Raw genomic sequence first — 12,593 nt, forward strand, 5'->3', positions numbered from 1 at the left:
CACCACGAGTATCTTAATGTTCGACACTTAACTTTTCTCCCTGATCAATTCTATTTACGATACATTTTGACCTGCAAATATAAGTCGTTATAAATGCCTAACCACTTTTGACCTAAATTATCATAGACTTCCAAATGATCTATCGTTTCTTGACTCGGATAAAAGGCTTGATCGTTTTTGATATCATCTGGCAACAAGGTCTTGGCTGCATTGTTAGGTGTTGAATAGCCGATGTATTCTGCATTCTGTGCTGCATTTTGTGGCTCTAGCATAAAGTTAATGAATTGATAAGCTTCAGCAGTATGCTTAGCTGTTTTTGGAAGAACCATATTATCAAACCAAAGATTAGAGCCTTCTGGTGGAACAATGTAAACCAAATCTTCATTTTCATAAAGCATTTCACTTGCCTCGCCAGAAAAAGTCACACCAATTGGAGCGTCACCTTGAATCATATAACCCTTTAACTCATCACCAACTAAAGCTTTAATGTTAGGAGTGAGTTGATTCAACTTCTTCTCTGTTTGATTTAGTTGAGCTTTATTCTTCGAATTTAAACTATAGCCTAAGCTATTCAAGCCAATTCCAATCACTTCTCTAGCACCATCAACCATTAAAATACTGTTACGATACTCAGACTTCCAAAGGTCATTCCAATGTTTGGGATAGGTATCTAGTTGCTTCTTATTATAGACAATACCAACCGTTCCCCAGAAGTAGGGGATGGAATAATCATTTTTAGGATCAAAACTTTTGCCCAAGAATTCTTTCCCAATATGATGAAGACCTTTAATTTTCGATTTATCCAATTTGATCAACATATCTTCTTTAATCATCTTGTCAATCGTATAATCACTTGGAACTGCAATGTCGTAAGTGGTACCACCTTGTTTAATCTTGGTATACATAGCTTCATTGGAATCAAACGTCTCATACTGAACCTTAATACCTGTTTCTTTGGTAAATTTGGTTAACAAATCTGAATCAATATAGTCACCCCAGTTATAGATAACCAATTTGTCTGAAACATCACCCGATTGCTTCTGAAGAAGAAAACTAGTTCCCCACAAAAGGATAATAATAGCAATAATTCCCGTCAGAAAGGTTGTTAATTTACGCATCTTTAGCCTCCCTATCTTGAGAAATAAAGTAATAGCCAATGACTAACAAAATACTAAAGAAAAAGACCAAGGTTGACAAAGCATTTATATCTAATGAAATACCTTGACGAGCTCGAGAATAAATCTCAACAGAAAGAGTAGAAAAACCATTGCCAGTCACAAAGAAAGTGACCGCAAAATCGTCCAGAGAGTAGGTAAAAGCCATAAAATATCCCGCTATAATCCCTGGCGTTAAATAAGGCAACATAACTTCTTTTAGCATTTGAGAACGACTTGCTCCCAAATCATAAGCAGCGTTAATCATATCCTGATTCATCTCTTTTAGCCTCGGTAAAACCATGAGAACAACAATGGGAATCGAGAATGCAATGTGACTGAGTAAGACTGTCGCAAATCCTAATTGGAACTTGATAGTTGTAAACAAGATCAAAAAGGATGCTCCAATCATAACGTCAGGTGCTACCATCAAGATATTATTGGTCGATAACATGCTATTTTGATAACGTTTTTTACTCTCATGAATGAAGATAGCTCCAAATGTACCAATAACAGTCGCTATCAATGAACTTAAAAAGGCTAAAAAGAAAGTTTGTGCCAGAATAAGCATAAGACGGCTATCTGAAATCATTGTCTGATAATGCTCCAGAGTAAAACCCGTGAAGCCGTTCATATCGCCGCCTTTATTAAATGAATAAAAGATCAGATAAAAAATAGGCGCATACAAGAGAACAAAGACAAAAATCAGATAGATATTAGCAAATTTTTTCATGATTTTCTCTCCTTCGTTACCCACATAATCATTAACATGGCAGCGATTAAGACCACTCCAATCGTTGATCCCATTCCCCAGTTTTGAGTCGTTAGGAAATGTTGTTCAATAGCTGTACCAAGCGTAATCACACGGTTACCACCGATAAGTCTAGTCAACATAAATAGACTCAAACTTGGTATAAAAACAGACTGGACACCTGAACGAACCCCATTTAAGGATAAGGGAAAAATCACTTTAGTAAAGGTTTGAACATCATTTGCGCCCAAATCTCGACTAGCATTGATGAGATTACTGTCAATATCATCCAAGGCATTGAAAATCGGTAAAATCATAAATGGGATTTCAATGTATGATGCTACAAAGATGAAAGAAAAATCAGTAAAAAGAATCTGCTGAGATCCCAATCCCATGAAACTCAAGAAGGTATTGACACTTCCTTGCTGGCCAAAAATCCCCATAAAGGCATAGGCTTTCAATAAAAGGTTAACCCAAGTTGGTAAAATAACCAACATCAACCAAAGTTGTTTATGCTTGAGACGGGTTAAAATGAAAGCTGTCGGATAAGCAATCACGAGAGTTACCAAGGTGATCAAACCAGCATAAAGGATAGAATTCAGACTCATTTTTAAATAAGTCCAAGACCCAAAAAAAGTTTGATAATTTCCTAACGTTTCATGACCAGAGATGTCAAAAAATGACTTCCAGATAATCATAGCCACTGGTGCTAAAACAAAGAGAAAGACCCAAAGAAAATAGGGTACAGAGAAAAAGCTAGCCGTTTTCTTCATGACGCTCCTCCTCAATGAAATTAATCAATCCATCTTCTACTTCTTCCGTTTCAACATATTCTTCAATACGGGCATCAAATTCTTCTTCTGTCTCATGGAGACGCATGATATGGATGTCTTCTGGTTGGAAGTCCAACCCAATAATTTCACCCTCGATAGCCTTACGGGTTGAATGAATCATCCACTCATTACCAAGGTTATCGTAAGCAATGATTTCATAGTGTACGCCACGGAAAAGTTGTGTATCCACTTTTACTTGAAGTTTTCCTTCATCTGGTAGGGTAATTTGTAAATCTTCCGGACGAATCACAACCTCAACAGGTTCATTAGGACGCATACCACCGTCAACAGCTTCAAAACGTTTGCCGTTGAATTCTACCAAATAGTCCTCAATCATGGTCGCTGGTAGGATGTTTGATTCTCCAATAAAGGTTGCGACAAAATGGTTAATGGGTTCATCATAAATATCAACCGGTGTTCCTGACTGAACAATCTCACCTTCATTCATGACGAAAATCCAGTCACTCATGGCGAGCGCTTCTTCCTGGTCGTGGGTAACAAAAACAAAGGTAATACCTAAACGTTGTTGCAATTCACGCAGTTCATACTGCATCTCTGTACGAAGCTTCAAATCAAGCGCTGATAAGGGTTCGTCTAAGAGAACAACTCTTGGCTGATTAATAATAGCGCGTGCAATAGCTACACGTTGACGCTGACCACCAGAGAGCTTTTGAATAGAGCGTTTTTCATAGCCTTCAAGTTGGACCATTTTTAGCGCGTCCTTAACACGTTGGTCAATCTCTTTCTTAGCCACTTTCTTAAGTTTTAAAGCAAAAGCAACATTTTCATAAACACTCATATGTGGGAAAAGCGCGTAAGATTGAAAAACAGTATGAACATCACGTTTATTGATTGGGACATCATTGATGCGTTTGCCATCCAGTAAAATATCTCCAGACGTAGCATCTAGAAGTCCAGCAATAATATTTAAAATCGTTGATTTCCCAGAACCAGAGGCTCCAAGAAGGGTATAAAACTTCCCTTCTTCCAATTCAAAATTGATATCTTTTAAAACGGTCGTCGCACTATCTTCAAATGTCTTTGAAACATTTTTGAAGGCAATAATTGGATTAGTCAATGGTCATAAATCCTCCATAGATTTTCTAGCTTATAGCTGTGATATTTTTTAAATTGTTCATTATTAAAGTCATAATCTAAACAGTTATCCTGTTCATTTTTACTATAAAGACTCTAAACTACTAATCAGCCCAGAAAGTAAGCATTCTGAGCTGATATTTTTTCTTAAAGTGATTCCCCAATGATTCGAACTTCACGTTCCAGCGTAATTCCTGAGGTTTTTTCAACGGTTTCGATAACATAGTCTATCAAGTCTTCATAATCTTTAGCTGTAGCATTGTCAACATTAATCATGAAGCCAGCATGCTTTTCAGAAACCTCAACACCGCCAATACGATAGCCTTTAAGATTAGCCTCTGTAATCAATTGACCTGCAAAATGTCCTGGTGGACGTTTAAAAACAGATCCGCAAGATGGATATTCCAAGGGTTGCTTGAGCTCACGCAAATAGTTCAAACGATCCATCTCCTGTTTAATCACAGTATAGTCGCCAGGTTTCAAGGCAAACTTAGCCGAGATGACGATATCGCCAGAGGTTTGAAGGGCTGATTGACGATAACCAAACTTCAGATCTTTGGCTTCGAGTGTTTTGACTTGACCATCTCGTGTTAGAACCTGAGCTGATACAAGTACATGGGCAATCTCCCCCCAGTAAGCACCCGCATTCATAAAAACAGCACCACCGACACTCCCTGGAATTCCCGCAGCAAACTCAAAACCAGTTAGACTATGATCACGCGCCACCTTAGTTGTCTCCTTGAGGTTAGCTCCAGCTTCAACTTCCATGACATAACTATCAATTGTTATTGTCTTCAAACGATCAAACATGATCACCATACCACGAATACCGCCGTCACGGACAATTAAATTACTAGCATTTCCCAAGACCAACCATGGGATATCATGCTTATTGGCAAAATGAACCAAACGTACCAATTCAAAACGGTTGCGAGGAAAAGCAAGATAATCTGCCGCCCCCCCAACCTTGGTGTAAGTATAATTTTTCAAAGGCTCATCGACACGCATATCAATACCCGATAAAGCCTCTTCCATTTCTTTTAACATTGTAGTTTCCTCATACAGACAAAATTGGCATAGCCAAACTACATTATACCAAAAAATCGCTGATATGACAGTACATTTCTATATTTTCACAATATCATCATGACTGATTTGTGCCAATGCTTCCAAGATAGTCTGTCCTGTAGTTGGTATCACAAAATCCTCAGTCAATTCAGCTAGAGGAACGAGCACAAACGCACGCTCCATCATATAAGGGTGTGGTACTGTCAATTCTAGACTATTATAGGTAGCCTCACCATACAACAAGATATCGATATCAATGGTACGTGGCCCCCAATGTTCATGACGAACACGGTCTAAATCCTTCTCTATCTCTTGGCATTGATAAAGCAGTTCTAAGGCTTCTAAGTCAGTGTCTAACTGCACAACAGCATTGATGAAATCATCTTGATCAGTATTCCCCCAAGCTGCTGTTTGGTAAAAAGAAGACGCCTTTACAAATCGTATTTTTGGTAGTTGCGATAAACGCTGAATAGCTTGTTTTAAATAAGCCAGCTTATCTCCCATATTGGAACCCAAACTCAAGTAAACCACTGTCATCTGCGTCGCTCCAAACTAATTCCTACAGCATCATAGTGGCCATTGATGGGAGGATTTTCCTTGGTAATCTCAAGGTTAATTGATTGAACCGATGGAAATTGCTCAAAAATATCTTGACAGATAGCCCCTCCTAAACGTTCAATAAGTTTATAACGCTGGTTTTCAGCCTGATGTTTAATGCAGTCAAACACCATACCATAATGGACAGTGTCTTCTAACTCGTCAGACAAGGAAGCTTTAGTTAAATCTACCGACAAGATGGCGTTGACCACAAAAATTTGTCCAAGCATATTTTCTTCGGCGAATGCGCCATGATAACCATAAAAACGACAATTTTTTAGAATAATTTTATCCATTTCTGACTCCTAAATGAGTTGATTGATGACCTTGACGACTGCACGGTTAGCATCGACATTGTGGACACGTACCATTTGTACGCCTTTCATGATAGCATAGGCTGATAAGGCTGCTGTAGCCTGATCTCTCTCAGCTATATCTGTTTCACCACCTAAAAGAGAGACAACTGTCCGCTTTCTAGAAATCCCAAATAAAACAGGGTAATCTAGGGCTGTGATTTGCTCTAAACTCTTTAGCAAATCAATATTATCCTGAGCTGACTTGGCAAATCCGTAGCCTGGATCGATCCAGATATTTTCTTTTGTAATACCAGCATCTAGAGCAACTTGAGTACGTTCTTTTAAGAAAGCAAGCACCTCAGCTGTGATATCATCATACCCCTCCTCGTCCTGATTATGCATGAGCATGTAGGGCACCTGCCATTCAGCCGCAAGAGCCATCATTTGACCATCGTAAAGACCAGCCCAAACATCGTTTAAAATATCAGCACCTACTTCAAGGGCTGCACGTGCTGTCTGTGTTTTGTAGGTATCAATACTGATTAAAACATCATATTTTTCTTTAATAGCCTTAATGACTGGCACAATCCGATTGATTTCATCTTCAGCCGTGACAAATTCAGCACCTGGTCGAGTGGACTCCCCACCGATGTCAATCACATGTACTCCAGCCTTTATCATCGTCTCCGCTTGTTGGAGAGCTTTCTCTAGACTACTATATTGCCCACCGTCTGAAAAAGAATCCGGTGTCACATTGAGGATACCCATGATAAGGGCTTTTTCAGGAAATTCTTTTTTTCCAATCTTGACCATTTTTACTCCTTAATCATTGCCATAACTTCACGACGAGCTGCGCCATCCTCTTGATAAAGGCCACGAGCAACGGTCGTAACTGTCTTACTCCCTGGTTTCTTAATACCGCGCATGGTCATACACATATGCTCTGCTTCAACCATAACAAAGACACCTTTTGGATGCATAGCTTCCTCCAGGGCGTTCGCTACTTGAGCTGTTAAGCGTTCTTGTAGCTGTGGTCGACGTGCAGCTATCTCTACGGCACGTGCTAATTTACTTAATCCTGTCACTCGACCATCACTTGGCAAATAGGCGACGTGGGCGACACCATAAAAGGGAACTAGATGATGCTCACACATGGAATAAAAAGGGATGTCCTTGACCAAAATCATCTCTTCATGCCCTTCGGAAAAAACAGCAGTAAACTGATCTTTGGGGTCTTCAGACAAGCCAGAGAACATTTCGGCATACATTTTAGCCACACGTTTTGGCGTGTCTAGGAGGCCCTCACGTTCTGGATTTTCACCAATAGCTTCTAAAAGCTGGTAAACAGCTGCTTCTACTTTTTCTTGATTCATGATATATTTACTTTTCTAACTTATTTTCTAATAAAAACCGTCTCACTTGTGAGATAAAATAAAGGGATCCTGTGATAACATAAAAATCCTCTGTTGACGATGAATTATAGCTATTCAGCCATTCCTTAAAATTCACCACTTTGGGATAATCACTAGGATAATTAGCTAAGCTAACTGCATTTGGATAGTCAAAAGTGGTTACGGTTAGTTGACCAACTGTGGTTAATTGTTCCAACATGACTTGAATTGGCTTGGTATCAATAACTGCAAAGAGAATATGAATCTTTTTATGATCAAACTCTGTTTTCAACAAGTCCACCAAGACAGCAATACTTTCATTGTTGTGAGCACCATCAATCATCAGATTATCTGCTATCAATTCTGTTCGACCCAACCACGAAGCCCGAGCAAGGGCAGTACGAATGCTCTCCTCTGTCACTTGTGGATATTGGTCTTGTAAAAGCATACTTGTCATCAGGGCTATACCAGCATTGGCAACCTGATGTTGTCCGAGCATCCTTAAAGACAGTTTGTTTACCTTAAACGCTTTAAAAGTAAAGTCAAAATCTCTGTTATGACCCAGCACTTGGAAATCATGACCAAGTTCAAAAGTCGGACTCTTTGTCTCTTGTGCTCTAGCATAAAAGACTGATTTAACTTCTGGGCGATTCTCAGCAAATACAAATGGTACTTTATCTTTTAAAACACCTACTTTTTGACTAGCAATGTCCTCATAAGACTGACCAAGGATATTTTGATGGTCTAAGCCTATTGACGTACAGATAACAGCTAAGGGATCAAAAACATTTGTCGAGTCATAAAGTCCACCAAGACCAGCCTCAATAATAGCAATATCAACGGGATGTATTTGTCCAAAATAAAGAAACATCATGGTCGTGATGATTTCAAACTCAGTCGCAGGCTCATAACCTGTTTCATCTGGCAAACGCTCTGCTATAGGCTTGACTATAGCTAGCAAGCTCAGTAGATCCTCTTGGGAAATCATAGTACCATTTAAAGAAATACGCTCTCTAAAATCCATGATATAAGGTGATGTAAAAGTTCCGACGACATAGCCTGCTTCTGTAAAGATACTTTGTAAATAGTGGACTGTCGAGCCTTTGCCATTTGTCCCAACAACATGGATGCCTTTAACCTTATCCTGCGGATTTCCTAACTCCTTAAGCAACCACTTCATGCGTTCAATACCGGGTTTAATGCCAAATTTTAATTGGTCATGAATCCAGGCTAACCCCTCTTCATAGGTCATTGTTTCATTCTGATTTGTCATAGAATAAGTATAACAAAAGAGCTGGTCTTTTGACCAACTCAAGGATATTATTTTTGTTAAACTTATGGTTTTTGGGGATTTTTCATAAGGATTAATTGGCCGATGATAAAGAGCAAAACTGCAATCAGCAATTGAATCGTTGGATTGATGTATTGAATAAAGCCAACTTGATTGAGGGGTGCTCGTTTTACCCCTTCTGAGAAGAGTAAGAGCAAAATGGCTGTAACAGCTCCTGATAAGATGAGTAAGACATTCTCTAGAAATGACAAAGTCTCAAGCTTAACTGCTGAAAAGCCCAAGAGATAGACTAGACTAACTGGCAGAATGACCCCAGCTTCAAAAAGCATGTCAACATCACTAGACAAGGAAATTCCTTTTTTAATCAAACCATAAAAGGCAAAACTAAAGGAAAGCAAAGCGTTATGAAAGAAAGGGAGCCTGTCTGATATACCAAAACTCCCACTCCAACGAAGGCTAATACTCGAAGAAAATCAAAATCTGACTAGAAAAAGCGTCGTAGCTAGAACTAAAGTTCATCAATGTAAACTTGACAATAGCAGATTTTGATTTTCAATGAGTATAAGGCAATGGCTAACTTGGCGAAGTTCGACAACGTTTCCTTTAGAAAGATTACCGAGAGTAAGATAGAAATTAAGGGCATAACGTAATAGCCTAGACTAGCTTCTGTTGCTTGCCCATGTGTGACAGCCCAAATATAGGACAACCAGTTGACTGTAATCAAGACACTTGCCAGAACCATGCGCCAAAAAATCGTTTTAGTTTTCCACAAATTGGTAAGCTCACACGTAAACTTCTTAGACTGTCCTGAAAGTCCCATATAAAGTAACATAGTGACTACTGTCCAAAGGATACGATAAGCAAAAATATCATGAGCAGGAATAGCTCCTAGCTGCTTCCAATAACGGGATAATACTCCCCAGAGGATATAGGCAGAAAAAGCTAAGATTAGTCCGTTTGTTTTAGTCGTCAACAGACACTCCTTTTCGATCAACCTCTAAATCCAAAATCATATCTGGTAGCTCCTTATTTAAAGCTGATATGAAAGCTTCTTTTTTATCTTTTGGAAGCAAAGTCATCACCGTTGGACCAGCCCCCGACAAATAAGTCGTATACGCGCTATGTTTTTTCCCTAATTCTCTAATCTTTGCAAATTCAGGAACTAGTTTTTGACGGTAGGGTTCGTGGAAACGATCCTGACTCATGGCACGTCCTGCCATTTCTAAATCGCCTGTTAACAAACCTGCTACAACCATATTCGCAACAGATGAAGCTAAAACCGCTTCTTTAAAGTCAAGTTCTTGGGGCAATACCTGTCTGGAGTCGCTGGTCTTCAACTCATAAGCTGGTACATAAGCTACCAAGGTGGTCTCTGGAAAATCCGCCACAATTTTATTTAACTCTTGATTGATGTAAGAAGCCACCACTAGATTACCAAAGATAGCAGGTGCGACATTATCTGGATGCCCTTCTATTTTTGTAGCAATGCTTAATTTGTCATCATCAGATAAATTGAGCTGCGCCAATTGATTAGCCAATTCAATCCCTGCTACGATAACGGAGGATGACGACCCTAAGCCCCTAGCTAAAGGGATATCAGAAACCATCTTGATGTGATGGGGATGAATCTCAGGTGCAACGCTTAAAGCGGTCTTGATGAGTAAGTTGGTCTCATCAAAAGGTACCCCAACTAAGTCATGCTCAATCATCCACTGATCAGTTTCTTCTAAAACCTCAATTCTTAAATAACAAGTCACAGCCAGTCCGACAGAATCAAAGCCTGGTCCCAAATTAGCTGAGGTAGCTGGAACACTAATTTTCATGTTATTCTCCTAAAACTTTGAAGCAATTTTCCAAAACAAATGCTTCCGAACTTTCAATAGCCAGCATGATATCAGCTAGTTGTTGACGAGTAATGGTGTGAGTAATGACAGTGATTAGTGCTTTACCTTGTAAAACCTGATCAAAAGAAATATCATGTTCTTCAAATAACTGTGCCAAATGCAATAGTTGACCCGGTTGATCACTGGCCTCAACTGCAAAATAATAGGCACTAGAAACGTCTTCTGCTTTAGCTATCTGACTGGGACGTGTATAAGCATTAAAAGGTTTAATCGTTTTTCCATCCACAAGATGACGACTTATTTGTATAATATCTGCCATAACGGAAGTTGCTGTCGGTTTTTGCCCAGCTCCCGGTCCATAGTACATCGATTGACCAATACCAATAGACTCAACAAAAACAGCATTCATCACATCATTAACAGCAGCTAAAGGATGACTTACTGGCACAAGAGTTGGAACGACTTCTGCCCAAATGCCAGAATGAGTCTCTTGAATATCACCGACTAGTTTAATAACATACCCTAATTCCTTAGCAATAGCAACATCATCTGATTTGATAATATTGATCCCTCTATGCTGAATAGAATCAAAATCAATAGCCATACCGAAGCCAAACTGACTCAAGATAGCTACCTTGTATGCAGCGTCAATCCCTTCGACATCATTAGTTGGATCACTTTCGGCGTATCCTAAAGCTTGAGCACTGGATAAAGCTTTTTCATAAGTCCAGCCTTCCTCAACCATTTTGGTAAGCATGTAGTTTGACGTACCATTAAGAACTCCTAGAATTCGGGTAATTTTATCTGCCGTAAATGATTCTGATAGCGTGCGTAAAATAGGAATTCCCCCTGCTACAGCAGCTTCATAGGCAAACATAACCCCATTATCTTGCGCTAAAGCAATCAATGCTTGACCATGAGTAGCAATCAAATCCTTATTAGCAGAAACAACGTGTTTACCCGCTTTTAAAGCTTGACTGATATAGGTCTTAGCAGGTTCTATACGACCCATCAATTCAACGACAATCGTAATCTCATCGTCAGAAAGAATATCATCAATAGCGGTCACAAAATCGTAGTTATTGCCTTGAGAAACCAAGCGGTTAGCTTCATCCATTGATCTAACCAAAACTTTACTAATCTCAATATCAATTCCTGCTAAGGTAGCCATTTTTGAATAATTCTCTTTTAATAAGTAGGGAATACCACTGGCCACTGTCCCAAAACCAAGTAAACCGATTTTAACTACCATAATGTACCTCATTTTTTTCTGTTTGCATTACTCCATCTAGTATAGCAAAATGTTTTGAGAATTTACAAGATTTCTTCTATTTTCTTGTGATATAATAGAAGAAACTGACGAGGAGTTATGTATGTCAAAAAAGAAAATCATTAGCCTACTCTTATCTATAGGTTGTGTATCTCTAATCTTAATATTAAGCCTAGGAATAACGGCTAATCAAGTTGTTATAGCTAAAGAAAAAGTGAAACAGCAAGAAACCAAGAAGAAGTCCAAAAAATTGACTTGGAAAAAACAAGAGCAGGCGGTGCAAATCCCCATTCTTATGTATCATGCTATCCATGAAATGGCTCCTGAAGAAAGTGCCAATGCTAATCTGATTGTCGCTCCAGATCTTTTTGAACAACAAATTAAGGCATTATCAGACTCTGGCTACTACTTCCTAAGCCCAGAAGAAGCCTACAAAGCTTTAACCAGTAATAAACTGCCACAGAAAAAAGTCGTTTGGGTCACTTTTGATGACGGTAATGCAGATTTTTACACCCATGCCTATCCCATTCTTAAGAAATACACAGCCAAGGCAACTAACAATATCATTACTGGATTTGTCAAAAATCACTCAACTGGCAATGTAACCGTCAAACAGATGACAGAAATGTCTAAACATGGCATGTCCTTTCAAGGGCATACCGTTAATCATCCTGATTTAAGCATGGCTAGCAGTGACATCCAATCAAGCGAACTAGCTGGTAGCAAAGCTTTTCTAGACCAAGAGTTAACCCAAAAAACGACAACTATAGCTTATCCTTCAGGACGGTATAGTCAAGAAACGATTGACTTATCCAAGCAAGCTGGTTACAGGCTAGGACTAACAACTAATGAAGGCCTAGCAAGTGCTGATGATGGTTTATTGTCTCTAAACCGTGTTCGTATCTTACCGACAACGACACCTAGCATTCTTCTGGAACAAATCTCAGTCAATTAAATAAATCAAAACCAGCCTAGTTAAACGGCACTGCACCCCAATAATGGG

The 12,593-nt window shown here is 39.1% G+C and carries 13 protein-coding genes and 1 pseudogene; 1 reads left to right on the forward strand and 13 read right to left on the reverse strand.

The features are described 5' to 3' along the window. Positions 1-50: 50 nt before the first annotated feature. The 13 genes and pseudogenes from ACMZ6U_RS03500 to ACMZ6U_RS03560 form a co-directional block, all read right to left on the reverse strand. Positions 51-1,118 (reverse strand): ABC transporter substrate-binding protein, encoded by a 1,068-nt coding sequence (locus ACMZ6U_RS03500; protein ID WP_416106291.1) that lies wholly within the window; start codon positions 1,116-1,118, stop codon positions 51-53. Next, entirely contained in the window at positions 1,111-1,887 is a 777-nt protein-coding gene (locus ACMZ6U_RS03505; protein ID WP_104967723.1) for an ABC transporter permease, read from the reverse strand. The genes ACMZ6U_RS03500 and ACMZ6U_RS03505 overlap by 8 nt, the downstream gene beginning before the upstream one ends. Continuing rightward, the gene (locus tag ACMZ6U_RS03510; RefSeq protein WP_416106293.1) at positions 1,884-2,678 is read right to left on the reverse strand and encodes an ABC transporter permease; all 795 of its coding nucleotides are present in this window, start codon (positions 2,676-2,678) and stop codon (positions 1,884-1,886) included. The genes ACMZ6U_RS03505 and ACMZ6U_RS03510 overlap by 4 nt, the downstream gene beginning before the upstream one ends. Continuing rightward, positions 2,662-3,816 (reverse strand): ABC transporter ATP-binding protein, encoded by a 1,155-nt coding sequence (locus ACMZ6U_RS03515; RefSeq protein ID WP_416106295.1) that lies wholly within the window; start codon positions 3,814-3,816, stop codon positions 2,662-2,664. Before ACMZ6U_RS03515 ends, ACMZ6U_RS03510 begins: the two co-directional genes overlap by 17 nt. Before the next feature lie 164 nt (positions 3,817-3,980). Then, positions 3,981-4,880 (reverse strand): UDP-N-acetylmuramate dehydrogenase, encoded by a 900-nt coding sequence (murB, locus tag ACMZ6U_RS03520; RefSeq protein ID WP_416106297.1) that lies wholly within the window; start codon positions 4,878-4,880, stop codon positions 3,981-3,983. 78 nt (positions 4,881-4,958) lie between these two features. After that, a complete protein-coding gene (gene folK, locus ACMZ6U_RS03525; protein WP_416106299.1) occupies positions 4,959-5,438 on the reverse strand; it encodes a 2-amino-4-hydroxy-6-hydroxymethyldihydropteridine diphosphokinase in 480 nt (159 codons plus the stop codon). After that, complete coding sequence (gene folB, locus ACMZ6U_RS03530; protein ID WP_416106300.1) at positions 5,435-5,794, reverse strand: dihydroneopterin aldolase; 360 nt, start codon at positions 5,792-5,794, stop codon at positions 5,435-5,437. The genes folK and folB overlap by 4 nt, the downstream gene beginning before the upstream one ends. 9 nt (positions 5,795-5,803) lie before the next feature. After that, positions 5,804-6,607: a dihydropteroate synthase gene (gene folP, locus ACMZ6U_RS03535; protein ID WP_416106302.1), complete on the reverse strand. Its 804-nt coding sequence runs from the start codon at positions 6,605-6,607 to the stop codon at positions 5,804-5,806. Between the two features lie 2 nt (positions 6,608-6,609). Beyond that, positions 6,610-7,170 (reverse strand): GTP cyclohydrolase I FolE, encoded by a 561-nt coding sequence (gene folE / locus ACMZ6U_RS03540; protein ID WP_416106313.1) that lies wholly within the window; start codon positions 7,168-7,170, stop codon positions 6,610-6,612. A gap of 4 nt (positions 7,171-7,174) precedes the next feature. After that, complete coding sequence (locus ACMZ6U_RS03545; protein ID WP_416106304.1) at positions 7,175-8,437, reverse strand: bifunctional folylpolyglutamate synthase/dihydrofolate synthase; 1,263 nt, start codon at positions 8,435-8,437, stop codon at positions 7,175-7,177. A gap of 83 nt (positions 8,438-8,520) precedes the next feature. Next, positions 8,521-9,449: pseudogene (locus tag ACMZ6U_RS03550) on the reverse strand (EamA family transporter). After that, positions 9,439-10,299, reverse strand: coding sequence for a homoserine kinase (gene thrB, locus ACMZ6U_RS03555; RefSeq protein WP_416106306.1), 861 nt, complete (start codon positions 10,297-10,299; stop codon positions 9,439-9,441). The pseudogene ACMZ6U_RS03550 and the gene thrB overlap by 11 nt, the downstream one beginning before the upstream one ends. A 1-nt stretch (position 10,300) precedes the next feature. Beyond that, positions 10,301-11,572, reverse strand: a complete 1,272-nt coding sequence (locus tag ACMZ6U_RS03560) for a homoserine dehydrogenase (protein WP_416106307.1) — start codon at positions 11,570-11,572, stop codon at positions 10,301-10,303. A gap of 121 nt (positions 11,573-11,693) precedes the next feature. On the opposite strand from ACMZ6U_RS03560, the gene ACMZ6U_RS03565 reads away from it, so the two are divergent. After that, positions 11,694-12,545, forward strand: a complete 852-nt coding sequence (locus tag ACMZ6U_RS03565) for a polysaccharide deacetylase family protein (protein ID WP_416106309.1) — start codon at positions 11,694-11,696, stop codon at positions 12,543-12,545. The last annotated feature ends 48 nt before the right edge of the window (positions 12,546-12,593 follow it).

The sequence above is a fragment of the Streptococcus pluranimalium genome (assembly GCF_047785745.1).
GTDB classification, from domain to species: domain Bacteria; phylum Bacillota; class Bacilli; order Lactobacillales; family Streptococcaceae; genus Streptococcus; species Streptococcus pluranimalium_B.